Genomic DNA, 21,837 nt, shown 5'->3' on the forward strand with positions numbered 1-21,837 from the left:
GAGCGAACCTCATACTTAGGTCATCTCATTCAGATTGCCCGTTACCGTTTTGTGTCATGGCCATTGTGCGCGGATCAACGCTCCGGCAGCAGGCCCTTCGGCGAGAATCGTAGCACCAGCAACAGGATGACACCCATCGTCAGCAGACGCATATGTGCTACCGACGCCAGCAGATGCCCCTTGAGCCAGAAGCCATCGGCCATGCCCGCCGTCACCCCCTCCATCAGAAGCGCACCAAGCGGTTCGACCTGAACCCAGAGCCACCAGATCAGAAAACCGCCCAGCACCGAGCCCCAGTTGTTGCCCGACCCGCCGACGATCACCATCACCCAGATCAGGAAGGTATAGCGCAGTGGCTGATAGGTGCCGGGCGTCAGCTGCCCGTCCAGCGTCGTCATCATCGCCCCAGCCAGTCCTACGACGGCGGATCCAAGAATGAAGATCTGCAGATGACGGGCGGTAACGTCCTTGCCCATCGCTTCGGCCGCCACCTCGTTGTCGCGGATGGCGCGCATCATTCGCCCCCACGGAGAGGCGAGCGCGGCCTGCGTCAGCCAGATTAGGAGCAGGAGCACGACGCCGAACAGGCCCGCGTAGGCCAGCTTGACCGCAATGGTCGACGCAGTAACCGGGTCGGCATCCAGTCCGGTCGCGAAATTTCTGAACCCGGACGATGCCTGAAGGTCGATTTCGTAGGGAACAGGGCGCGGCAGGCCGATGACGTTCTTGACGCCGCGAGCCAGCCAATCCTCGTTCTTCATAATGGCAATGACGATTTCGGCGATGCCCAGCGTTGCGATGGCCAGGTAATCGGACCGCAGGCCCAGGGCCGTCTTGCCGATCACCCAGGCCGCGCCTGCCGCCAGCAAACCGCCGACGGGCCAAGCGAGAAGCACTGGCAGGCCAAGTCCGCCGATGTTGCCCGCACTGGCCGGATTGACCGCCTCGACCGCTTCGACACCGGGGTCCAGAACCGCGCGGAACACGAAGAAGCCGACCAGCAGGATCGCCGCCGTGATCCAGCCGCGATAGGTTTTCAGCCTCCGGTATGCCATGATCGCCGCGATCACCGTTGCCGCGCCAAGGGCCAGGCCGCCGACAACGCGTAAACCGCCCGCTGCCAGGGCTTCGGTATTCGGCGGCGTCGAGACCAGCACAGTGCCCAGACCGCCAAGCGCAACGAACCCCATGATGCCGACGTTGAACAGCCCGGCATAGCCCCACTGCATATTGACGCCGAGCGCCATGATCGCCGAGATCAGGCCCATATTGAAGATCGTCAGTGCGACATTCCACGACTGGATGAAGCCGGTCCCGACGAACAGTACCGCCACGAGGGAAAACAGGGCGACCACGCGGATGTTATAGCTGCTCATACCGATTTCCCCGCAAACAGTCCCGTGGGCCGGAACAGCAACACGATTATCAGGATAACGAAGCTGACCGCGAACTTGTAATCGGTGGACAGAAGCTGGATCAGGCCGTCCGGCTCCAACGCCTCTGGCATCAGATAGCCCAGCACCTTTTTCAACGGATAGGTGATGGTGACTTCGGCGAATGCGATCAGGAATCCACCTGCGATGGCCCCCACCGGGGAGCCGAGGCCGCCAACGATGGCCGAGGCGAAAATCGGCAGAAGAAGCTGGAAATAAGTGAACGGCTTGAAGCTTTTGTCGAGACCGTAAAGCGTGCCCGCGATCGTCGCCAAGGCAGCCACGATCAACCAGGTATACATCACCACGCGTTCGGGGTTGATGCCCGACAGCAGAGCCAGATCTTCGTTGTCGGAATAGGCGCGCATCGACTTGCCAGTGCGGGTCCGGTTCAGGAACCAGAACAGGATCGCGACCACGATCACTGCCACCACAACGGTGATGACCTGCGTCGTCTTGATTGCCATCCCCTCGTCCAGACCGGTCATTCGTTTGAAATCGCCCGCAGTTATCAGAAAGCGTGCGCCATCTGAAAACAACTGATCGTCCGGCCCGATGATGAAACGGACAAGCCCGTTCATCACGAACATCACCCCCAGCGAGGCGATCACGAAGGTTACCGGCACGGCCTTTTTCGTACGGTAGAATTTATAGACCACCCGGTCCGTACCAAGCAGCAGCAGCCCCGTCACCGCGATCCCGATCGGAAGCGCCAGAAGTGCCGTGGGCAAAGGCCCGGCGGAAATTCCAATCGCCTGAAACCCCCATGTTGTCAGGATCACCGCCATCGTCCCAAAGGCCATCGTGTCACCATGGGCGAAATTGGAAAACCGCAGGATGCCATAGATCAGCGTGACGCCAAGCGCGCCGAGTGCCAGTTGCGCGCCGTATGCCGTGGCCGGAATGAGAACGAAGTTCGCGAGGCTTACCAGCGCGTTGAGCGGTTCCATCAGGACGTGTCCTCAGAGGTCGGATAGGGGGTGCGGTCGGTCAACGCAGCACGCAGGTTCCGCGCGCGACCGGGGCCAGCAGGGCAGATCCGTCGCTGCGCTTGATCGTCAGGATGACCGGGCCGGAGATACCATCGGTGAACCGCGCGGTATCGTTCGTCAGCGCGCCTTGCAGGCGGAATTCCTCGGACGAGGTGGTGACCGTCGCCGAACCGGAGCGCAACCCGCCGCTTTCGTCATTCACGGTCAGCCGAACCTGCGCGCTGCGCGGGGCGGACGCGAATGTGCAGACCCAGTTGACGACACCGGCATTGTCCCAGGCATCGTCGCTGGCTCCGCTGGCCATCGTGGCCATCGTGGTCACAGTCAAAATCGCGGCCGTGTGTAAAAATCGGGACATATCTTATCCTCCAAGAAAGCTGCGGCGGACTTCGGGGTCAGCCAGAAGCTCTTCACCCGTGCCAGTGTGGGCATTCCGCCCCTGCACCAGAACATACCCGCGATCCGCTATTTCCAAAGCCTGCCGGGCATTCTGTTCGACCATCAGGATCGGAATGCCGGTACGCGCGACCTCGATGATGCGGTCGAACAATTCGTCCATGACGATGGGACTGACCCCTGCCGTAGGCTCGTCCAGCATAAGGACTTTGGGCTTGGTCATCAGGGCACGCCCGACGGCGACCTGCTGACGCTGGCCGCCAGACAATTCGCCAGCGGGCTGACGGCGCTTGTCGCGCAGGATTGGAAACAGGTCATAGATCTGTTCCATCGTTTGCCGGAAGTCATCGCGACGGATGAAAGCCCCCATCTCAAGGTTTTCCTCGACCGTCATGGAGGTGAAGATATTGGATGTCTGCGGCACGAACCCCATGCCCCGGACAACACGGTCCTGCGGCGACAGGGCGGTGATATCCTCGCCGTCCAGCCGAACGCTGCCCTTCCGCAGGTTCAGCATCCCGAACACGGCTTTCATACCGGTGGACTTGCCCGCGCCGTTTGGACCGACGATTACGGCGATTTCGCCCGGATCGACGGCAATCGTGCAATCGTGCAGGATGTCTGGCCCCTGCCCGTAACCGCCTGTCATGCTGTCGCCGACCAGAAAGGCGTTCGTCGTCTCGACCCGGTCGGCGGGCGCGCTGCCCTGCTCCATCGTGCTGCCGCCGGGCCGGGTGATCGACCGGTCCTTGTTGCCGCGGCTGTCCTGCCAGTCATTCCTGGTCATGCGCTGGCCCCGGCAAGCTGATCCTTGTTCTTCAGGCCGGTGCCCAGATAGGCCTCGATCACCTGTTCATTGGCCTTGATCTCGGCCAGCGAACCTTCGGCCAGCACGTGCCCTTCGGCCATACAGATGACATGGTCGCTGATCCGGCCGATGAAATCCATGTCGTGTTCGATGACGACAAACGTGTAGTTCCGTTCCTGGTTCAGCCGCAGAATCGCATCGGCAATCGTGTTCAGCAGGGTCCGGTTCACGCCCGCGCCGACCTCGTCCAGAAAAACGATCTTCGCTTCGACCATCATCGTGCGGCCCAGCTCCAGCAGCTTCTTCTGCCCGCCCGAAATCTGGCCTGCCCGTTGGTCGGCAAGGTGTGTGATCGTCAAGAACTCCAGCACTTCATCCGCTTTTGCCCGCAACGCGCGCTCCTCGTCGGCAATGCGCTTGCGCCCGAACCATGTGTTCCACAGACCCTCTCCGGACTGGTCGCCCGGCACCACCATCAGATTCTCGCGACAGGTCATCGAACTGAACTCATGGGCGATCTGGAATGTCCGCAGCAGACCCTTGTGGAAAAGCTCGTGCGGCGGCAGGCCGCTGATGTCTTCGCCCGCCATCGTGACCGTGCCCGATGTCGGTTTAAGAACGCCAGCTATCACATTGAAAAGTGTTGTTTTTCCCGCGCCGTTCGGACCTATAAGCCCGGTGATCGTGCCCGGCTCGATCCGCAGCGTCGCACCGTCCACGGCCCGGAAGCCGCCGAAATGGCGATGCAGGTCGGTGACCTCGATCATGTCTGTTCCCCCGATTAGACAAACAGCCCCGGCAGAGTGCCGGGGCCGTTCGATCGCGTCAAAGTAGGATCAGCGGTAGCCTACGACCACCAACTCACCATTCTCGAAAGTGACTTCACGGTAGTTGCCCGCCGATTCACCGGGTCCGATCAGTTCTACAGCCGAGGCACCGACGTAATCGATGTCGCCGCCGTCCTTGAGGATCTGCAGACCCTTGGCCAATTCGCCGGGCAGGATCTGCTCGCCGGGGGCGTTGGCGACGTCCATCACACTGTCCTTATAGGCTGCCGGGTCTGTGGACCCTGCCGCCTGCATGGCCAGCAGGATGAGGGCCGCGGCATCATAGGCTTCGGCCGAAAACGGCGAGGTGCCGTCATAATCCGCAGCCGAGGCCATGTCCTGATAAAGCTTCGCGCCGGGGCTGTCGGTTCCGGGGTTCTGGCCGGTCGAGCCGTCGATCTCCGAGCCGAAGTTGTCGACCAGAGCCTGTGAAATCATGCCGTCCGGGAAGTGGAAAGTGTCGAACGCACCCGAGTCGATGGACGCGCGCACGATGCCCGAACCGCCCTGATCGACATAGCCCGCGACGACCAGACGGTCGCCCCCGGCCGCGGCCAGCGCGCCGACTTCGGCCGAGTAATCCGCCTTGCCGTCCTCGTGCGCGGCCGAGATCGTGACCTCGCCACCGGCTTCCTCGAACGCGGTCTGGAACGCATCGGCCAGACCCTTGCCGTAGTCGTTGTTGGTATAGGTCAGCGCGACGCTCTCGATGCCCTTGTCCATCAGGATTTCCGTCATGATGACACCCTGACGCGCATCCGAGGGGGCGGTGCGGAAGAACAATCCGTTGTCTTCGGCGGTCGACAGACCGGGGCTGGTGGCCGAGGGCGAGATCATCACGATACCGTTCGGCACGGCGACGTTCGACAGCATGGCACCCGTGACGCCCGAACAATCGGCGCCCACGATGCCCACGACACCATCGCCGGTGATCAGACGCTCGGTCGCCGATGTGGCAGCAGCGGCGTCGATGCAGGTGCTGTCGGCGCGCACCGGCTCGACCATGACGCCATCCAGCAACATGCCCGAATCCGAGACTTCCGACATCGCCATTTCGGCACCGGCGGCCATAGCGGGTGCCAGTGATTCAAGCGGACCCGTAAAGCCCAGGACGACTCCAAGCTTGATGGGGCTGTGCGCGTCCGCGAAGGCGGCTGTCGTGGCCAGCGTCGCGGCTGTAGCCAGCAAAAACTTTCTCATATGTATTCTCCCGGTTGGCGACTCTTTCTCGAGTCTTGGGAAGGGAGGGTATGCAGCATCCTGCCGAGATGAAAGCCATGATATGAACGGTTCGCAAATTTTTATCTCTGCGAAAATGGGACGTTACAGAGAAATCCCCTGTCTCCCCGCCAGATCGACAAAGAATTGCCAGGCCACCCGTCCCGAACGCGACCCACGCGTCGCCTGCCATTCGACCGCCTGGGCGCGCAGGTCGGCGTCCGAAACGGTCACGCCGTAAGCATCGCAATAGCCCCGGATCATTGCCAGATAGGCGTCCTGATCGCAGGCGTGAAATCCCAGCCACAGGCCGAATCGGTCGGACAGCGATACCTTCTCCTCGACCGCTTCCGACGGATTGATGGCCGACCCGCGCTCGTTCTCGATCATGTCGCGGGGCATCAGATGGCGACGGTTCGACGTGGCATAGAAGATCACGTTATCGGGCCGCCCTTCGATCCCGCCGTCCAGCACCGCTTTCAGCGACTTGTATGCCGCGTCATCATGGCTGAAGCTCAGGTCGTCGCAATACAGCACGAACCGGTGCGGCACATCGCGCAACACGTGCAACAGGTTTCCGACGGTCTGGATATCCTCGCGCTGCAACTCGACCAGTTTCAGTCCAGTTTCCTCAAGATCGCCGTGGACAGCCTTGACAAGGCTTGATTTTCCCATTCCCCGCGCACCCCAGAGCAGGGCATTGTTGGCGGGCAACCCCTCGGCGAACCGGCGGGTATTATCCAGAAGCGTATCGCGCGCCCGGTCGATACCCAACAACAGGTTCAGGGGGATGCGGTTCGGACTTGGCACCGGCAACAGGCGGTCGGGTGCCGTGTCCCAGACATAGGCCGATGCACTCCAGTCCGGCGCTGCGAACGGCGCGGGCGCCAGACGATCCAGCGCCGCGGCGATCCGATCCAGCGCATCACCCTGCCCGTCGCTCAAAACGTCTCGTCCTCGTCCAGCAGGCCTTCTTCGCGCATCCGCTTTTCACGCTGCCGTTCGACCATACGCACCAGCCAGATCGAAATTTCGTAAAGCCCGAAGACCACCACGAACAGGATCAGCTGCGTCACCACGTCGGGCGGTGTCACGAGGGCTGCGACCAAAAGGATGCCGACCACGGCATATTTGCGCACACCGGCCAGTCCGGCGGAACTGACCAGTCCCGCCTTGCCCATCAGCGTCAGCAGGACCGGAAGCTGAAAACACAGACCAAAGGCCACGATCATCTTGAGCGAGATGTCGAGCGACTCGTTCACCTTGCCCTGAAACACGATGCCGATGCCCGACGCGCTGACGCCGTCGGCTCCTTCGGCCACCAGTGCGGCCAAAAGGGACGCGGCATCCGCGAACCCGAGGAAAAACTGCATCGCCAAAGGCACGACCACGAAATGCGCGAAGGCCGCGCCGAGGACGAACAACAGGGGTGAGGCAATCAGGAACGGCAGGAACGCATTCTTTTCCTGCTTGTAGAGACCGGGTGCCACGAACCGCCACAACTGATGCGCGATGACGGGAAACGACAGGATCAGCCCGCCCACGACCGACACGCGGATCAGGGTAAAGAAATACTCCTGAGGGGCGGTATAGATCATCGTCGGGTTCGGGTTGCCCAGCGACCGCATGGTATTTTCAATCGGCAAAAGCAGAAATTTCAGAATCTGCTCGGCCACGATGAAAGACAGGATCATACCGATCAGGAACGCCGCGACGGACCAGATCAGCCGGGTCCGAAGCTCCGCCAGATGCTCGATCAGCGGGGCGGAGCTGTCGTCCATCTCGCTCATGCCTTACCCTCCGACTTGGCCGGAGAAGGCTTCTTCGCCGCGGGCTTGCGGGCCGCGGGCTTCTTGGCGGCGGGCTTCTTGGCGGCGGGTTTGCGGGCCGCGGGCGCCTTTGGGGCGGCAGATTTCGCTGCGGCGGGCTTGGCAGCGGCCTGTTTCGGTTTGGTCTGCTTACGCGGGGCCTGCTTGGGCGCGGCCGCAGCCGGATCGGGCACCAGATCCGGCTCGTCCGACATCTCGGCGGCTTCGGCTGCCAAGCGCGCCTCGGCGCGAGCGGCGGTTGCCGCCTGGATCTTGTCGCGCGCGGCGGCGCGGTCCGGACTCAGGCCCGCGTCGGGCTTGGCGGCCTTTCCATCGGCTTCGTCGGGGTTCCAGGCGCTCAACTCGCCCGTGGCGTCCTTGATGGCATCAAGCCCGAACTGCTTGGGATCGGCCGCTTTGCGCAAATCACCCGCGATATCCTTCACACCGCTGTCCTCGGCCGCGTCATTCATCGCGGTCTGGAATTCGCGGGCCATCTTTCGGGCCTTGCCGGTGAACTCACCCAGCGTACGGAACATGCGCGGCAGATCCTTCGGACCCACCACGATCAGGGCGACGACGCCGATGACCAGCAATTCGCTCCAGCCGATGTCGAACATGTCAGCGCCCCTGGGTCGCGATCAGACCTTGTCCTTCTTCGCCGCTTCCGGCGTCACGTCGCGCGCGGCGGTCCCGTCTGCCAGTGCCGGATCGGCGGCAGTGGACGTGGTGGCCGTGGTATCGGGTTCATCGTCCTTCGAGCCGTCCGCGACGCCTTTCTTGAAGGACGTGATGCCCTTGCCGACTTCGCCCATCAGCGAGGAAATCTTGCCCCGACCGAATAGCACAAGAACGACGACGGCGATAAGAAGAAGGCCCGGCAGGCCAATGTTGTTGAGCATGGTAAGTCTCCCTCGAAGGGGCCTCTCGACAGGCCCGCAGTCTGCGTTTCGGACATTACTTACGCATTGAGGCGGGCACATGAAAGCGCCCGCACGCAAATTTGCTTGGGTCTCGCGATGATCAGCGCAGCAAGGGGGCCGGGTCGATCGCATCGAAGCCGCGCCGCACCTCGAAGTGCAGGAACGCCGGGTTGCCGCCGCCAACACTGGCGACGCGCTGACCCGCAGTGATCGAATCGCCCTTGGACACACGGATGTCCTTGATGTTCGCATAGACCGTCAGCAACCCGTCGGGATGGCGCAGCACCAGGATCGGTACCTGATCGGTATCCCGCGTGATCGCGGCGACGGAGCCCCCGGCGGCCGCCAGAACGGCAGTGCCCTCGGCGGCACGTATGTCTATGCCTTCAATACCGTCCGAAAACGAACGCAGCACCTCGCCCGATACCGGCCTGCGCAGCCCGGTGGTCGCGGCGGAGGCAGCAGGAGCGGCGGTGGCGGCGGCAGGGGTGACGGGCTGAGCCGCGGGTTCAGGCGCGCTGGCCGCCGTGCGGAACTGATCGAGGTTCGGACTGTCGGGCAGCGCCTCTGCTTCGATCGTCTCGGGCAGGGCCGAACTGGCCGAAGGCGGCAGCGGAGCACCGGACCCCAATCCCGAACCGGCCGTCGCCACCTGTTCTGCGCCGTCGGTGCCGATCACCAACGGGATCAGCAGATACTGGCCTTCGCGGACAGCCAGATCGGTGCCCAGGCCGTTCCAGTCCGCCAGAGAAGCCGGGCTAACGCCGTATAGACGTGCGATGGAAAATGCCGTCTCGCCACGGGCGACGCGGTGACGGACCGGTTCCTGCCCGTCTTGCACGGCGACCTGCGCCGGGGCGTTGCCGCCCGATGCGCGATCAATGGCGGCACCCGCGATCGAGGTGATGTCAGGGCGCCCGTTCGTCCCGGACGCGCCGGGCACGATGCGGCTCGGCAAGGCCAGAACCGCGTCCTTGTTCAGGCGGCTGTCTGGCTCCATCCCGTTGAAACGGGCCAGTTCGGTGGCGGAATATCCGATGCGGCCAGCGACAGACGTGACCGTATCGCCGCGTCGCGCCACGACGACCTGATAATTCGGATAGGTGATAAGACCATTCGCATCGGGCGATGGCCGTTCAGCGACCGAACGTTGCACCCCTTCAGACGTGTCGATCGTGCCAGCCTGATTTCGTAGATCGAAGTCGAGGTTCCCTGACTGGAATTCCGCGCATCCCGCAAGGACGCCCACACCCATCAGAAGCCCCACCCATGCGGTTCTGCCTGTTCTGGACATCACTGTCCCCCTGTCACTGCCCAAATTCGGGATGCCACGTCCTTTAGTCGTGTTCCACCCCCTCCACCAATGGCACGAAGCGCACTGGCGAAAGTTCGTCGTAATCGTATCCGTCCGGCGTGCGCGTCACCTTGATCAGCATCTGGATGTGATCCGACACGCCCACCGGTACCACCATGCTACCCCCGATACGCAGCTGTGCCAACAGCGGACCGGGCGGATCTTCGGCAGCGGCAGTAACAAGAATGCGGTCGAAGGGTGCCTGTTCGGGCAGACCGAAACTGCCATCGCCGGTGATCTGGGTGATGTTCGACAGACCCATCGCCTGATGATTCCGCTGAGCGATCCGCGTCAGGGCGCGGTGGCGTTCGACGGTATAGACCCGCCGCGCCAGATGCGACAGGATCGCGGACTGATATCCGGTGCCGGTCCCTACCTCCAGCACCTTGTCGCGCGGCTGCACGTCCAGCGCCTGTGTCATCAGGCCAACCACGCTGGGCTGGCTGATGGTCTGGCCGACCGCGACCGGCAGTGGCACGTCGTCATAGGCCCGCGCTGCGAATGTCTCGGTCACGAAGAGCGCGCGGTCCACCAGTTCCATCGCCGTCAGAACGCGCGCATCCGTCACGCCGCGCGATCGCAGAGACAGTTGTAGGCGCATGGTGTTTTCGGGTGTCACGGAACCTCAGTCGCTGTATTTTGGAAAAGCGATCCGAAGATCGTCCAGCGCGGCGGCGTCGGTCAGGTCGCACCGCATCGGAGTGACCGACACCCAGCCATCCATGTTGGCCTTGACGTCGGTGCCGGGCTGCGTCGCCTCGGCCTGCGCGGACCCCTTGATCCAGAGATACTTGCGACCCGAGGGTGCGGTCTGCGGCGCGACCGACATGCGTGCGTCGCCGCGATAGCCTTGCGCCACTGCCGCCAGACCGCGCACCCGTTGGGCGGGGCACGGCGGAAAGTTGACGTTGTAGAACAGTTTGTAGGCATCGCCGCCCCAAGGCGCGTCGGCCCACAGACGCCTGACGCAGTCTGCACCGTGTTCGGCGGCCGCTTCGAAGGGATTGTCCAGGTGGACGTTGTCAGGGCCATAGAACTGCGACAAGGCGATGCCGCGGATACCCTGCAACGCCGCCTCCATCGCGGCGCCGATGGTGCCGGAATAGACCGTGTTCTCGCCCGCGTTGTTGCCCCGGTTCACGCCCGACAACACCAGATCGACCGGCCCGTCGACCAGATCGCCCAGGCCCGCCAGAACGCAATCCGCAGGCGCGCCTTCCAGCGCAAACCGGCGCGGGCCAAGCTGACTGATCATCGACGGCTTGACATAGTTGATGCAGTGCCCGACGCCCGACTGCTCGAACGCGGGCGCAACGGTCCAGACTTCGCCGTCGTCGCCCGCCACGGCGGTGGCGATGTCGTGCAGCACGGCCAGACCCGGAGCCGAGATGCCGTCGTCGTTGGTGATCAAAATGCGCATGAAAGCCCCTTTCGCCCTCCTGTTATGTTGCCGGGGTCACTGCGTCCAGCGGGGCGCGCGCTTTTCCAGAAAGGCCTGTATCCCCTCTGCCGTGTCGTCGTCCGCCAGATTGGCAACCATCGCATCACGAGTCAGGTGATAAGCCGCCTCCACGGGCAATTCGGCCTGGGCATGGAACACGCCCTTGCCGATACGCACGGCGGTCGACAGCTTTTCCGCGACCTTGCGCGCAATGGCCGCTACCGCGTCATCCAGCGCGGATTGCGGCACGGCGCGATTTATCAGCCCAGCCGCGACTGCCTCGGGCGCGGTCAGGAAGGCACCCGTCGACAGCATCTCGAACGCTCGCTTTCGTCCGACATTGCGGGTCAGGGCGACCATGGGCGTGGAACAGAACAGACCGATATCGACCCCGTTCACACCGAACTCCGCGTCCTGGGACGCAATCGCCATGTCACAGGTTGCCACCAACTGACAGCCGGCGGCGGTGGCGAGGCCGTGGACACGCGCGATCACCGGCTGGGGCAGGGTCTGGATGGCGGCCATCACGGCGCTGCAGCGGTCAAACAAATCGCCAAAAGCAGCCGCCCCGCCGTCCTCGTGCTGGCGCATGTCCTGCATTTCGCGAAGGTTGTGTCCGGCACAGAATGCTCGGCCCGCCGCGCGCAGGACGACGACGCGGGACGACCCTTCCGAAATGTCTGACAATTGATCGCGCAGGGCGGCCAGCATTGCATCCGAGAGGGAATTGAGTGTGCCGGGGTCATTCAGCGTCAGGGTCGTAATGCCATCGGCGTCGGCCCGAAGTAAAATGTCAGACATTTGAAATCCTCCTCGATCCGTGGCGATAAGGGTGCGACCGGAACGGGGGGGATGCAATGACGGAAATGACTGGGCCGAAAACGACCGGGCTGAAAATGGATGCGCGCGCGCTGCAACGGTTTCTGTCGGCCGAATTCCTGCAGGTGGCCGAGGATTTCACGCTGGACCGCGTCGATATGGATGGCCTGACTGTTCGCATGACAGTCGCCGACCGGCATCTGCGCCCCGGCGGCACGGTGTCCGGGCCGTCGATGTTCGCGCTGGCCGATGTGGGCGTCTATCTGGCGATCCTGTCGCGGATCGGCCCGGTCGCGCTGGCTGTGACGACAAATTGCTCCATCGACTTCATGCGCAAACCCGTCGCCGGGGCCGACCTGATCTGCGAGGTGCGGATCCTCAAACTGGGGCGCGCGCTGGCGGTGGGGGATTGTCTGCTCCGATCGGAAGGCGACGCCCGCCCCGTAGCGCGGGCGACACTGACTTATTCCATCCCGTCCGTATCCTGACGTCATTCGGTGCGGCAGGTCACGGCGGCGATACGATCCACATTTTCTGGCGCAATGCTGTTGAAGACGGCAATGCCGGTTCCGGTGCTGACAGTGGAATTGGCCAAAGGCTCTCCTTCGGCATCTTCCGCAAGACAGTAGAGGACCGTGTTTTCGGCATCGTCTCCCGTCATGGTTTCGACGGCGCATTCGACTCCGCCTGCGGTGGCTTTGCAGTCCAGTGTATCGAGATCGGCTTCGGGATCGACCGGCTGCGCCAGGGCGGAACCGGCAGAGAGGGCGAGGATCAGAAGGGGTCGCATGGCTGGCTCCGTCGTTTGTTGATGCGGCTCAACGCAAAAGCCGCGTCGACGGTTCGCTCAAATCTTGTGCCCCGCATAAAAAAGGACCGGGTGTCCGCAGACGACCCGGCCCAGGGGGGGAAGTGTCCGGACGCCTCATGCGCGCCAGAACGGCTTTGCCACCTCGTGCAGCACTTCGGCGGTGGTCAGACCGATATCGGGATATTGTATCGCATCGAGACGCTTGAGCCCGGCGCGCGTCCGCGCCCGTGTCTCCCATTTGGCCAGCGTCGATCCGGCGGCAATCAGCGCAGTGGCGACTGGCGAAGCGCCGGAGACAGCGTATGCGTTGAGGGCGGGGTGATCGAATGCGAGGGCCGTCATGGTCTGTTCCTTTCGGGATATAACCTTGTGCTTGTATTGATACAATTTCACCGCTAGGGTGTGATTTATAGATACAATCTTCCCGCACCCGAATCCAGCGATACATTGTGATGAATACAATTCCGGATACGAATGTAATTCAGGTCTCGTTCGGCGAGGATTCCCGGCCAAAGTATGCGGTGCTGGAATCCGCCGTGCGGGCCGCCATCGACCGGGGCGCCCTGCCCCCCGGCACCCGCCTGCCCCCGGTGCGCGAACTGGCATGGAAGATCGGCGTCACGCCGGGCACCGTCGCCCGGGCCTATAGCCGCCTGACGGACAAGGGCATCCTGAGTGCCGCAGTCGGGCGCGGGACATATGTAGCGGAGCCGGTCAGTGCCCGGCCTGCCCCACTGATCGCCGATGTGATCGAGGACATGATCGAGGTCGACTCGATCCCGCATCGCACCGGCGGCGACAGCTATGAGGTCAACCTTTTCTCGCCGCATCTGCCTGCGAAAGGACAACATCTTCTGATCCGGAAACTGCTCGCTCAAGTGGCCGAAAATCCGCCGTCGGGCATGATGCACTATCCCAGTCGCGGTGGGGCGCAGGCAGCGCGCGAAGGCGTTCTGGCCTGGCTCGACAACACGCCGCTCGGCCCGGTGAGCGAGTCGGACATCGTTCTGACCCATGGCGGGCAAAGCGCCATTTTCCAGGTCCTGCAGACCGTGCTGACCGGATCGAAGCCGACCGTTCTGGTCGAGGCGCTGTCCTATCCGGGGTTCCGCCGTGCCGCGCAGGCATTGCGCGCCAATGTCGTGCCTGTCGCGATGGACCGTCATGGCATCGTCCCCGAAGCGCTGGCGGAAGCGGCGCAGGGATGCGACGCGCAGGTCCTCTGCACTTCCCCGGAAGTTCACAACCCGACCTGCATCTTCACGCCGGAGACCCGGCGGCTGGAAATCGTCGAGGTCGCCCGCGCCCACAACCTTCAGATCATGGAGGACGATTGCTACCGAATGGGCCGGTCGCAGGCCGCCTGCTATCGCAGATTGGCACCGGAACGGGGCTGGTATGTCTCCTCGATCGCAAAAACGGTAACCCCGGCGCTGCGTTTCGGGTTCGCCATTGCGCCCGGCGACTGGACGCCCGCGCTGCGGCGGTCGGCGGAACACGGCTATTTCGGCCTGGGAACCCCGCTGACCGATCTGGCGGGGCTGTTGCTGCCGCATCCTGATCTGCCGGGACAAAGCGCCGCCGCACGGGCCGAGGTCAATCGTTATATCCAGACCGCCGCGAACCATCTTGGCGGCTATGACCTGAACTGGCGTATGGATGTGCCGTTCCTCTGGCTGACCCTGCCCGGAGGGTGGCGCGCCGGCGCCTTCTGCCAGGCCGCAGCCGGCCGTGGCGTCCGCATCCGCGCCGCCGAGGAGTTTGCGGCCCGCGACGACCATACGCCCCATGCCGTGCGGCTGGCGATCAATGCGGGCGTCAGCCTGACCAGCTTCGAAGCGGCGATCCGGCGTCTGCGCGACCTGCTGGACAACCCATCGGAGCGGATTGGGGTCTGAACGGATGGGGTAAAATAAAACCCCATTCGTAAACAACTGATTATACTGTTTTATTACAATATTTTGCGCGTTGACGCCGTCAATGCCGCCTCTATAAGGCCTCCATGCGGGGCTTGGCCCCATCGTCATTCACCCAGAGAAGGGCAAGGCCATGAAGACCTTTACCATGACCCCCGACCTGATCGACAAGAAATGGATCCTGATCGACGCCGAAGGCGTGGTTCTGGGGCGTCTTGCGTCAGTCATCGCCACGCGCCTGCGCGGCAAGCACAAGGCGACATTCACGCCGTCCATGGACATGGGCGACAATGTGATCGTGATCAACGCCGACAAGGTGCAGATCACCGGCAACAAGCGTGAAAAGCCGCATTACCGGCACACAGGATACCCCGGTGGTATCAAGTCGCGCACGACGCAGGAAATTCTGGATGGCAAGTTCCCCGAGCGGGTCGTCATGCAGGCGGTCAAGCGGATGCTGCCCGGCAACAAGCTGTCGCGTCACATCATGACGAACTTGCGCGTCTATGCCTCCGCCGACCACCCGCACGAGGCGCAGTCGCCCGAAGTGCTGGACGTCAAATCGATGAACCCCAAGAACCACAGGAGCGCTTGAGCATGGCCGAGCAACTGAACTCCCTCGAAGACCTCAAGGGCGCCGTCGACACTTCCGGTTCGACCGCCTCCACTGACGGTGGCGAGACTGTCCTGCTGGACACCTCCGCCCCGCGCGAGCCTGTCCGCGACGAGCTGGGCCGCAGCTATGCCACCGGCAAGCGCAAGGATGCCGTCGCCCGCGTCTGGATCAAGCCCGGTTCCGGCAAGGTTGTCGTCAACGGCAAGGACGTGAACACGTATTTCGCGCGTCCCGTGCTCCAGATGATCCTGAAGCAGCCGTTCGAGATCACCGACCGCGAAGGTCAGTTCGATGTCATGGCGACCGTCAAGGGCGGTGGTCTGACCGGACAGGCCGGTGCCGTGAAGCACGGTGTCTCCAAGGCCCTGCAACTGTATGAACCCGGTCTGCGCGGCGCGTTGAAAGCGGCAGGTTTCCTGACCCGCGACAGCCGTGTCGTCGAGCGGAAGAAATACGGTAAGGCCAAGGCCCGCAAGAGCTTCCAGTTCTCCAAGCGCTAAGTCTCGGCCTCGCATTGCGATTGTCGAAGGGTCCGCCATGTGCGGGCCCTTTTCGCATACCCCTGGGCCGTTGGCTGCCATCGTTTAGCCTGCGCCGAACCCCGCGCAGACGACATGGATTTGCGCTGAGCATTGCAGGACGACCGTTCATGCGGCTCTATCGCTGCAAATGGCCCGTTTCATCTTCACCCGTATCCTTCTGTTCATCATCGCCGTCTGCGGCTGGGCGCTGGTCGGGTTCGGAACCATGATCGCCGGACGCGGCGTGTTCCTTTATGCGATGGACCCGGTGCTGATGGGCACCGGCGGCGGACTGGCAATCGGCGGCTTGCTGGTGGTGGCTCAGACACTGGCGGCGCGGGTTCAGGTCGTCACGGCGGAAACCACGGCGGCGATCCTTGCGCGACTGGACGCGCAGGCCAAGGCGACGGTACCGGCCCTGCACCGCAATACGGGTCTACGGGCCACGCCCCGTCAAACCGGCGACTGATACGGGTGACCACTTGCGAAGGCGACAAACGTCGCGCATGACATGCGTTATCGCTTGGGGGTGCCGTTGGATCAGGACAGCAAACGCGGATTGACGCTGATCGCGCCGCCGTTCCTTTATGCGGTCGCGTTGATGGCGGGTCCGATGCTGGCCATCGTGCTGTTCAGCTTCTGGACGCAGGATTACCTGACCATCGACCGCACCCTGACCCTGGCCAATTACCGCGAGGCGCTGACCGACCCGATCTATCGCGCCATCATGGGACGCAGCCTTTGGATTTCGGGGCTGGTGACGCTGATCACCGTTCTGCTGGCCTTTCCGGTCGCCTATTACGTCAGCTTTCGCGTGCGTCCTGACCGAAAAAGCCTGTGGCTGTTCCTGATCACCATTCCGTTCTGGACAAGTTACCTGCTGCGGATATTCCTGTGGAAGGTGATCCTGGGCTACAATGGCGTGTTGAATTCGATTCTGGATTACATCAACGTCCCGCTGGAAGCCTTTGGAAATGCAACTGGAATCCTCTGGATGCAGGAGGGGCTCAGCGCGCCGCTCTATTCGGCCAGCGCCGTCGTCCTGACCCTGTCCCACGCCTTTGCGCCCTTCGCCATCCTGCCGATTTTCGTAGCCCTGGAGAAGATCGACCGCAGCCTGCTGGAGGCGGCACGCGACCTGGGCGAAACCGCGCTTACCGCATTCTTTCGTGTGACCCTGCCACTGGCCGCGCCGGGCATCGTGGCCGCGCTGCTGATCGTGTTCATCCCGACAGTCGGGGATTATGTCACCCCGGCGCAGGTCGGCGGGCCCGGCGGGCTGATGATCGCCAACATGATCCAGACGCAGTTTCTGGGTCTCAACAACGCGCCGATGGGCGCAACACTGGCGGTAATCGCCATGATACTGGTCACGATCATCGCGCTCGCCACGGTCTGGCTGGCGCGCAGACTGGCCGGGGGACCGCGCTGATGCTGCGTTTCTATGTATTCGCCTTCCTTCTGTTCCTCTATGCGCCGATCCTGCTGTTGCCGGTGTTCGCCTTCAATTCGGGCACGGTGATTGCTTTCCCGCTGGATGGATTCACGCTGGACTGGTTCGCCGAGCTCTGGACCAATGCGGAGCTGCATCGCGCGCTGGGCAATTCACTGATGGTCGCGGGCGCCTCGTCGGTGCTGTCGGTATTGCTGGGATTGGCGGCGGCGCGGGCCAACGTGCGCTATCGTTTTCCGGGCAAGGCGGCGGCGCTTGGTCTGGTGATGCTGCCACTCGTGCTGCCCGAGATCATCGTTGCGACGTCGCTTCTGGTGGTGGTTGTCCGGTTCTTCGGCTGGTCGCTGTCGCTCTGGACCGTCGTCGCGGCGCATGTCCTGATCAGCACGCCCTTTGCGATTGCCATCCTGAACGCCAGCTTTCAGGCCCTCGATCCGGCGCTCGAAGAAGCGGCCATCGATCTGGGCGAGACCCGTGCCTCGACCTTCCGGCTGATTACCCTGCCTCTGATCATGCCGGGCATCGTGGCCGCGCTGCTGATCTGTTTCACGATCTCGCTCGACGAATTCATCATCGCGTTCTTCCTGACCGGCAGCGACACCACCCTGCCCGTCTATATCTGGTCGCTGCTGCGGTTTCCGAAACTGCTGCCCGTCATCATGGCGCTGGGCACGATCCTCGTGCTTGTGTCGGTGCTGATCCTGACGCTGGCCGAATGGAACCGCCGCCGTGGCATCGCGCGCATGGGTGGCAAAGATACCGGAGGGTTTCTGTGACCGAATTACATGCGCGCGCATCCGGAGATGTGCTGATTCATCTGACAGGCATCCAGAAATACTATGGCGATTATCATGCCCTGCGCGGCATCGACCTGGACATCCGCGCGGGCGAGTTCTTCTCCCTGCTGGGGCCGTCGGGGTGCGGCAAGACGACGTTGCTGCGCGTGATCGCGGGGTTCGAGGATGTATCCGGGGGCACTGTCGTCATCTCGGATCGGGATATGACCAAGCTGTCGCCCAACAAGCGGCCCACCAATATGGTGTTCCAGTCCTATGCCATTTTCCCTCATCTGAGCGTTACGCAGAACGTCGGATTCGGCTTGCGCAAACGGTCGGACCTGAATGCCGAAGCCAAGGCCCGGCTGGTCGCGGAGGCACTCGACATGGTCGGGCTTGGCGGCTTTGGCGGGCGGGCGGCCAACGCACTGTCCGGGGGGCAGCGGCAACGGGTCGCGCTGGCCCGTGCGCTGGTGCTGCGGCCCAAGGTTCTGCTGCTGGACGAGCCGCTGAGCGCGCTGGACAAGAAGATGCGCGAACAGATGCAGGTGGAATTGATCCGCCTGCAACGGCAGGTCGGCATCACCTTCATTCTTGTCACCCACGACCAGGAGGAGGCGCTGGTCATGTCCGACCGCATTGCCGTCATGTTCGAGGGCGAGATCGCGCAACTGGCCGAGGCCGAGGATCTGTATCGCAGGCCCGTCAGCCGCCGCGTGGCCGAATTCATCGGCACGATGAACTTCCTGCCCGCGACGGTCGACGACGACGTGGTAGAAGTCGCGGGGCTGGGCAAGATCGTGGTGGACGACCTGCAGTCGATCGCGACGACCGACGGGGAGCCGGTAGTCGGGTTCCGGCCCGAAACCGCCACTCTCCTGTTTCCGGGGCAGACGTCGGAGGGCCGGGTGGCGGACGGCAGCGTCACCGAAGTGGTCTATTACGGAGATATGACCTATTACGATGTCCGGCTGGACGGGTGCGATGCCCCGGTGCGGATCTCCATGCGCAACGTGTTCGGGCGGCCCGTGCTGGATATCGGCACACAGGCGCGGCTGGCCTGGTCGCCGGGCGCTCTGACACTGTTTCGCTGATTTGTCCGGGAAAGATGACGTATGACACTGACTGTCTTCCTTGCGGTACTCGGTGCGGCGGCCCTGCATGCAGTCTGGAATGCGATGGTCAAGGGCGGCAGCGACAAGCTGTTGGGCATGGCCGGTATCATGCTGGGTCACGTTCCCTTCGCGCTGGCCAGCCTGCTTTTCGTCCCCTTGCCCGCCGCCGGGGCCCTGCCATGGATGGTTGGCGGAATGGCGCTGCATTTCGGGTATCAGATGTTCCTGATCAACTCCTACCGGATCGGCGATCTGACGCAGGTCTATCCTATCGCCCGCGGGTCCGCGCCCCTGATCGTGGCCGCCGTTTCAGTCGTGCTGTTGGGCGTCGACCTTGCGCCGACGGAGCTTCTCGCTGTCCTGATCATCGGGCTTGGGATCGTCAGTTTGGGACTGGCCCGGCATGCGGACGGGCTTCGCAACGGACGCGCCGCGTTTCTGGCGCTTGTCACGGGTGGGTTCATCGCGGGGTATTCGCTGGTCGACGGCACCGGCGCGCGGGCCGCGGGCACCGCCGTGGGCTATTACGCATGGCTTTCCATAGGGAACGCGGCGATGATGGCGCTCTATCTCGCACTGCGGTCACCTGGCACGTTCCGGCAACTCGCCGGACCGGGGCAAAGGACCTTCTGGATCGGTGGCGGCGCATCTTTTGTGGCCTACGCCATTGTCACATGGGCCTTCACGCAGGCCCCGATCGCCCTTGTCACCGCCCTGCGCGAGACGTCGATCATCTTCGCGCTGTTCATCGGTGTCATGATCCTGCGAGAGCCTCTGAACCTGATGAAGGTCTTTTCGACCATGACGACCCTGCTGGGTGCGGCCCTGCTGCGTTGGGCGCGGACCTGACGGCGCGGCAGCGGGCGAGACTGCGTCGCGCCAACGCTTGATCCTGTCGCTGCGGCGGGCCACGATGCACCAGACAGCAAGGCAACCCGGAGATCCCCATGCGACACGTGCTATTTATGGCGTTCCTGCTGCTCGTCCCGCTCGGTGCAATGGCGCAGACGCTTTACGTGGCGCGGACCGACGACGGGTATCTGAATATGCGAGCCGGTCCCGGCACGCGATTCGACGTCATCCGCCGCCTGTCCCCCGGCGACCGCGTGGACGTAGAGGAGACGCTGGGCAAATGGTACAATATCCGCCTGTCGTCCGGCGAACGTGGCTGGGTGTCGGGCAATTATCTGGAACGCGGGGAAAAGCGGGCGGGCAATGTGCTGTTCGTCAAGCAGACCTCCGACGGATATCTGAACTTCCGCGCCGGTCCCGGCACCAGCCACCGCATCCTGCGCCGCGTCTATCCGGGCGACCGGCTGGTTCCGTTGCGGACCCAGGGCGACTGGATCGCCGTGCGCCACGCCACCGGGGCCGAAGGATGGGTGCATGGCGCCTACGTGTCGCGCTAAAGCGACACGATCCGAACTTCGTTACCCTTGCAGGCCAGCGCGATCTGGCCTTCGCACAGGCGCAGGGCATCGGCCCCGAAGACCTCGCCCCGCCATCCCCTGGCCCAATCGCCAGCCCGCTCACCCGCCGCGATGTCGTCCAGATCGGATGCCGTGGCAATCAGCTTGGACGCGACGCCCGCCTGTTCCGCCTTGGCCTTGAGCAGCACGCGCAGCAGGTCGGCCAAAGCGGCATTGATCTGGTCGCGGCTTTTCTGGTCGGGCAGTTTGGGCATGTCTTCACGCGGGATCGTCTGCCCCGTGGCCACGGCGGCAAGGATGCCGTCGGCGATCGGACCTTTCCGGGCCTCGCGCAGCAAAAGACGGGCCTTGGACAAATCGCCCGCGTCCCTGGGCTTCATCGAGACCAGTTCCAGCAGGGCATCGTCCTTGTAGACGCGTGTGCGCGGCACGTTGTTCGACTGGGCATAGGTCTCGCGGAAGGCGGCCAGTTCGCGCGCGATGGCGACGTAGCGCGGCGACGGGTTCCGCATCTTGAGACGCTTCCACGCGCTGCGCGGCTCCACCCGATACGTGGCGGGGTCGCGCAGGATATCCAGTTCCTCCTCGACCCAGGCCTGGCGGCCGGATTTTTCCAGCTCCGCGGCCAGATATTCATAGATCACCCGCAGATGCGTCACGTCGGCCAGCGCATAGATCTTCTGCGCGTCCGACAACGGACGGCGCGACCAGTCGGTGAAACGCGAGGATTTGTCGATCTGCGCCTTGGCGACCTTGCGGGCCAGCGTCTCGTATCCGACCTGTTCGCCGAAGCCGCAGACCATCGCCGCGACCTGCGTGTCGAACAGCGGCGCGGGGATGGTGTCGCCTTCGATGGCGAAGATTTCAAGATCCTGACGGGCAGCATGGAATACCTTCACGACGGAGGTATCGCGGAACAAGTCATACAACGGCGCAAGGTCGATGCCGTCGGCCAGCGGATCGACCAGAACGGCATCGGTCTCGCCATCGCCGGGATAGGCCAGCTGCACGAGGCAGAGTTTCGAATAATACGTCCGCTCGCGCAGGAATTCCGTGTCGACGGTGACGTAGGGGGCTTTCGCGGCCTCGGCGCAGAAGGCGGCAAGCGCCTCGGTCGTGGTCAGCGTTGTAATCTGCGAGGCGGAAATGGCGGCGACCTTTCGGAACGGATGTGTCGGGC

Annotated in this window: 27 protein-coding genes; 10 read left to right on the top strand and 17 right to left on the bottom strand. The window is 63.3% G+C overall.

Annotation, left to right across the window (positions count from 1 at the left end; translation table 11 throughout):
* Positions 1-74 precede the first annotated feature (74 nt).
* The 14 genes from BMY38_RS11575 to BMY38_RS11640 all read right to left on the bottom strand — a co-directional run bounded on the left by BMY38_RS11575 (position 75) and on the right by BMY38_RS11640 (position 12,001).
* Positions 75-1,376 carry a branched-chain amino acid ABC transporter permease gene (locus BMY38_RS11575; RefSeq protein WP_175495851.1) on the bottom strand — a complete coding sequence of 434 codons (1,302 nt, stop codon included), beginning with the start codon at positions 1,374-1,376 and terminating at the stop codon, positions 75-77.
* Positions 1,373-2,383, bottom strand: coding sequence for a branched-chain amino acid ABC transporter permease (locus BMY38_RS11580; protein WP_092762962.1), 1,011 nt, complete (start codon positions 2,381-2,383; stop codon positions 1,373-1,375). The genes BMY38_RS11575 and BMY38_RS11580 overlap by 4 nt, the downstream gene beginning before the upstream one ends.
* Before the next feature lie 40 nt (positions 2,384-2,423).
* Positions 2,424-2,783 (bottom strand): hypothetical protein, encoded by a 360-nt coding sequence (locus BMY38_RS11585; protein WP_092762963.1) that lies wholly within the window; start codon positions 2,781-2,783, stop codon positions 2,424-2,426.
* A gap of 3 nt (positions 2,784-2,786) precedes the next feature.
* Positions 2,787-3,608 carry an ABC transporter ATP-binding protein gene (locus BMY38_RS11590; protein WP_092762964.1) on the bottom strand — a complete coding sequence of 274 codons (822 nt, stop codon included), beginning with the start codon at positions 3,606-3,608 and terminating at the stop codon, positions 2,787-2,789.
* Entirely contained in the window at positions 3,605-4,396 is a 792-nt protein-coding gene (locus tag BMY38_RS11595; RefSeq protein WP_092762965.1) for an ABC transporter ATP-binding protein, read from the bottom strand. Before BMY38_RS11595 ends, BMY38_RS11590 begins: the two co-directional genes overlap by 4 nt.
* Positions 4,397-4,465: 69 nt before the next feature.
* Positions 4,466-5,656 (bottom strand): ABC transporter substrate-binding protein, encoded by a 1,191-nt coding sequence (locus tag BMY38_RS11600; protein WP_092762966.1) that lies wholly within the window; start codon positions 5,654-5,656, stop codon positions 4,466-4,468.
* A gap of 123 nt (positions 5,657-5,779) precedes the next feature.
* A complete protein-coding gene (locus BMY38_RS11605) occupies positions 5,780-6,619 on the bottom strand; it encodes an ATP-binding protein (protein ID WP_092762967.1) in 840 nt (279 codons plus the stop codon).
* A complete protein-coding gene (gene tatC, locus BMY38_RS11610; RefSeq protein WP_092762968.1) occupies positions 6,616-7,464 on the bottom strand; it encodes a twin-arginine translocase subunit TatC in 849 nt (282 codons plus the stop codon). Before tatC ends, BMY38_RS11605 begins: the two co-directional genes overlap by 4 nt.
* Positions 7,461-8,102 (bottom strand): Sec-independent protein translocase protein TatB, encoded by a 642-nt coding sequence (tatB, locus tag BMY38_RS11615; protein ID WP_092762969.1) that lies wholly within the window; start codon positions 8,100-8,102, stop codon positions 7,461-7,463. Before tatB ends, tatC begins: the two co-directional genes overlap by 4 nt.
* Positions 8,103-8,123: 21 nt before the next feature.
* Positions 8,124-8,384, bottom strand: coding sequence for a twin-arginine translocase TatA/TatE family subunit (locus tag BMY38_RS11620; protein ID WP_092762970.1), 261 nt, complete (start codon positions 8,382-8,384; stop codon positions 8,124-8,126).
* Between the two features lie 121 nt (positions 8,385-8,505).
* Entirely contained in the window at positions 8,506-9,699 is a 1,194-nt protein-coding gene (locus BMY38_RS11625) for a M23 family metallopeptidase (protein ID WP_092762971.1), read from the bottom strand.
* Between the two features lie 43 nt (positions 9,700-9,742).
* Entirely contained in the window at positions 9,743-10,360 is a 618-nt protein-coding gene (locus tag BMY38_RS11630; RefSeq protein WP_092762972.1) for a protein-L-isoaspartate(D-aspartate) O-methyltransferase, read from the bottom strand.
* 24 nt (positions 10,361-10,384) lie between these two features.
* Positions 10,385-11,179 (bottom strand): 5'/3'-nucleotidase SurE, encoded by a 795-nt coding sequence (gene surE, locus BMY38_RS11635; RefSeq protein ID WP_092762973.1) that lies wholly within the window; start codon positions 11,177-11,179, stop codon positions 10,385-10,387.
* 36 nt (positions 11,180-11,215) lie between these two features.
* A complete protein-coding gene (locus BMY38_RS11640; protein WP_092762974.1) occupies positions 11,216-12,001 on the bottom strand; it encodes an enoyl-CoA hydratase in 786 nt (261 codons plus the stop codon).
* 56 nt (positions 12,002-12,057) lie between these two features.
* Between BMY38_RS11640 and BMY38_RS11645 the strand changes: the two genes are divergently transcribed.
* Positions 12,058-12,507, top strand: coding sequence for a PaaI family thioesterase (locus tag BMY38_RS11645; RefSeq protein ID WP_245737583.1), 450 nt, complete (start codon positions 12,058-12,060; stop codon positions 12,505-12,507).
* A 2-nt stretch (positions 12,508-12,509) separates the two neighbouring features.
* Here BMY38_RS11645 and BMY38_RS11650 read toward each other — a convergent pair whose 3' ends face one another.
* Both BMY38_RS11650 and BMY38_RS11655 read right to left on the bottom strand, forming a co-directional pair.
* On the bottom strand, positions 12,510-12,809 hold the full coding sequence (locus BMY38_RS11650) for a hypothetical protein (protein ID WP_092762975.1): 300 nt from the start codon (positions 12,807-12,809) through the stop codon (positions 12,510-12,512).
* Positions 12,810-12,944: 135 nt separating this feature from the next.
* Positions 12,945-13,172: a DUF1127 domain-containing protein gene (locus tag BMY38_RS11655; RefSeq protein WP_092762976.1), complete on the bottom strand. Its 228-nt coding sequence runs from the start codon at positions 13,170-13,172 to the stop codon at positions 12,945-12,947.
* A 110-nt stretch (positions 13,173-13,282) separates the two neighbouring features.
* Between BMY38_RS11655 and BMY38_RS11660 the strand changes: the two genes are divergently transcribed.
* From BMY38_RS11660 to BMY38_RS11700, 9 genes are all read left to right on the top strand, one after another.
* Entirely contained in the window at positions 13,283-14,728 is a 1,446-nt protein-coding gene (locus BMY38_RS11660; protein ID WP_092762977.1) for an aminotransferase-like domain-containing protein, read from the top strand.
* A gap of 151 nt (positions 14,729-14,879) precedes the next feature.
* Positions 14,880-15,341 carry a 50S ribosomal protein L13 gene (gene rplM / locus BMY38_RS11665; RefSeq protein WP_092762978.1) on the top strand — a complete coding sequence of 154 codons (462 nt, stop codon included), beginning with the start codon at positions 14,880-14,882 and terminating at the stop codon, positions 15,339-15,341.
* A 2-nt stretch (positions 15,342-15,343) separates the two neighbouring features.
* Positions 15,344-15,862 carry a 30S ribosomal protein S9 gene (gene rpsI, locus BMY38_RS11670; protein ID WP_092762979.1) on the top strand — a complete coding sequence of 173 codons (519 nt, stop codon included), beginning with the start codon at positions 15,344-15,346 and terminating at the stop codon, positions 15,860-15,862.
* Between the two features lie 169 nt (positions 15,863-16,031).
* The gene (locus BMY38_RS11675; protein WP_092762980.1) at positions 16,032-16,352 is read left to right on the top strand and encodes a hypothetical protein; all 321 of its coding nucleotides are present in this window, start codon (positions 16,032-16,034) and stop codon (positions 16,350-16,352) included.
* Between the two features lie 42 nt (positions 16,353-16,394).
* A complete protein-coding gene (locus BMY38_RS11680; protein WP_092762981.1) occupies positions 16,395-17,315 on the top strand; it encodes an ABC transporter permease in 921 nt (306 codons plus the stop codon).
* Entirely contained in the window at positions 17,315-18,112 is a 798-nt protein-coding gene (locus BMY38_RS11685) for an ABC transporter permease (protein ID WP_092762982.1), read from the top strand. The genes BMY38_RS11680 and BMY38_RS11685 overlap by 1 nt, the downstream gene beginning before the upstream one ends.
* Positions 18,109-19,206, top strand: a complete 1,098-nt coding sequence (locus tag BMY38_RS11690) for an ABC transporter ATP-binding protein (RefSeq protein ID WP_245737584.1) — start codon at positions 18,109-18,111, stop codon at positions 19,204-19,206. The genes BMY38_RS11685 and BMY38_RS11690 overlap by 4 nt, the downstream gene beginning before the upstream one ends.
* 21 nt (positions 19,207-19,227) lie before the next feature.
* Positions 19,228-20,076, top strand: a complete 849-nt coding sequence (locus BMY38_RS11695; protein WP_092762984.1) for a DMT family transporter — start codon at positions 19,228-19,230, stop codon at positions 20,074-20,076.
* Positions 20,077-20,174: 98 nt separating this feature from the next.
* The gene (locus BMY38_RS11700; RefSeq protein WP_092762985.1) at positions 20,175-20,636 is read left to right on the top strand and encodes an SH3 domain-containing protein; all 462 of its coding nucleotides are present in this window, start codon (positions 20,175-20,177) and stop codon (positions 20,634-20,636) included.
* Here BMY38_RS11700 and rnd read toward each other — a convergent pair.
* Positions 20,633-21,790, bottom strand: a complete 1,158-nt coding sequence (rnd, locus tag BMY38_RS11705) for a ribonuclease D (RefSeq protein ID WP_092762986.1) — start codon at positions 21,788-21,790, stop codon at positions 20,633-20,635. The two genes, BMY38_RS11700 and rnd, sit on opposite strands and share 4 nt — an antisense overlap.
* Positions 21,791-21,837 lie beyond the last annotated feature (47 nt).

This window comes from Jannaschia helgolandensis (assembly GCF_900109285.1).
Taxonomy (GTDB): Bacteria; Pseudomonadota; Alphaproteobacteria; order Rhodobacterales; family Rhodobacteraceae; genus Jannaschia; species Jannaschia helgolandensis.

Coding starts and splice junctions, on each gene's coding strand:
- BMY38_RS11575 (WP_175495851.1), bottom strand. CDS start 1,376: ATGAGCAGCTATAACATCCGCGTGGTCGCCCTGTTTTCCCTCGTGGCG.
- BMY38_RS11580 (WP_092762962.1), bottom strand. CDS start 2,383: ATGGAACCGCTCAACGCGCTGGTAAGCCTCGCGAACTTCGTTCTCATT.
- BMY38_RS11585 (WP_092762963.1), bottom strand. CDS start 2,783: ATGTCCCGATTTTTACACACGGCCGCGATTTTGACTGTGACCACGATG.
- BMY38_RS11590 (WP_092762964.1), bottom strand. CDS start 3,608: ATGACCAGGAATGACTGGCAGGACAGCCGCGGCAACAAGGACCGGTCG.
- BMY38_RS11595 (WP_092762965.1), bottom strand. CDS start 4,396: ATGATCGAGGTCACCGACCTGCATCGCCATTTCGGCGGCTTCCGGGCC.
- BMY38_RS11600 (WP_092762966.1), bottom strand. CDS start 5,656: ATGAGAAAGTTTTTGCTGGCTACAGCCGCGACGCTGGCCACGACAGCC.
- tatC (WP_092762968.1), bottom strand. CDS start 7,464: ATGAGCGAGATGGACGACAGCTCCGCCCCGCTGATCGAGCATCTGGCG.
- tatB (WP_092762969.1), bottom strand. CDS start 8,102: ATGTTCGACATCGGCTGGAGCGAATTGCTGGTCATCGGCGTCGTCGCC.
- BMY38_RS11620 (WP_092762970.1), bottom strand. CDS start 8,384: ATGCTCAACAACATTGGCCTGCCGGGCCTTCTTCTTATCGCCGTCGTC.
- BMY38_RS11625 (WP_092762971.1), bottom strand. CDS start 9,699: ATGTCCAGAACAGGCAGAACCGCATGGGTGGGGCTTCTGATGGGTGTG.
- BMY38_RS11630 (WP_092762972.1), bottom strand. CDS start 10,360: ATGCGCCTACAACTGTCTCTGCGATCGCGCGGCGTGACGGATGCGCGC.
- surE (WP_092762973.1), bottom strand. CDS start 11,179: ATGCGCATTTTGATCACCAACGACGACGGCATCTCGGCTCCGGGTCTG.
- BMY38_RS11640 (WP_092762974.1), bottom strand. CDS start 12,001: ATGTCTGACATTTTACTTCGGGCCGACGCCGATGGCATTACGACCCTG.
- BMY38_RS11645 (WP_245737583.1), top strand. CDS start 12,058: ATGACGGAAATGACTGGGCCGAAAACGACCGGGCTGAAAATGGATGCG.
- BMY38_RS11650 (WP_092762975.1), bottom strand. CDS start 12,809: ATGCGACCCCTTCTGATCCTCGCCCTCTCTGCCGGTTCCGCCCTGGCG.
- BMY38_RS11655 (WP_092762976.1), bottom strand. CDS start 13,172: ATGACGGCCCTCGCATTCGATCACCCCGCCCTCAACGCATACGCTGTC.
- BMY38_RS11660 (WP_092762977.1), top strand. CDS start 13,283: ATGAATACAATTCCGGATACGAATGTAATTCAGGTCTCGTTCGGCGAG.
- rplM (WP_092762978.1), top strand. CDS start 14,880: ATGAAGACCTTTACCATGACCCCCGACCTGATCGACAAGAAATGGATC.
- rpsI (WP_092762979.1), top strand. CDS start 15,344: ATGGCCGAGCAACTGAACTCCCTCGAAGACCTCAAGGGCGCCGTCGAC.
- BMY38_RS11675 (WP_092762980.1), top strand. CDS start 16,032: ATGGCCCGTTTCATCTTCACCCGTATCCTTCTGTTCATCATCGCCGTC.
- BMY38_RS11680 (WP_092762981.1), top strand. CDS start 16,395: ATGCGTTATCGCTTGGGGGTGCCGTTGGATCAGGACAGCAAACGCGGA.
- BMY38_RS11685 (WP_092762982.1), top strand. CDS start 17,315: ATGCTGCGTTTCTATGTATTCGCCTTCCTTCTGTTCCTCTATGCGCCG.
- BMY38_RS11695 (WP_092762984.1), top strand. CDS start 19,228: ATGACACTGACTGTCTTCCTTGCGGTACTCGGTGCGGCGGCCCTGCAT.
- BMY38_RS11700 (WP_092762985.1), top strand. CDS start 20,175: ATGCGACACGTGCTATTTATGGCGTTCCTGCTGCTCGTCCCGCTCGGT.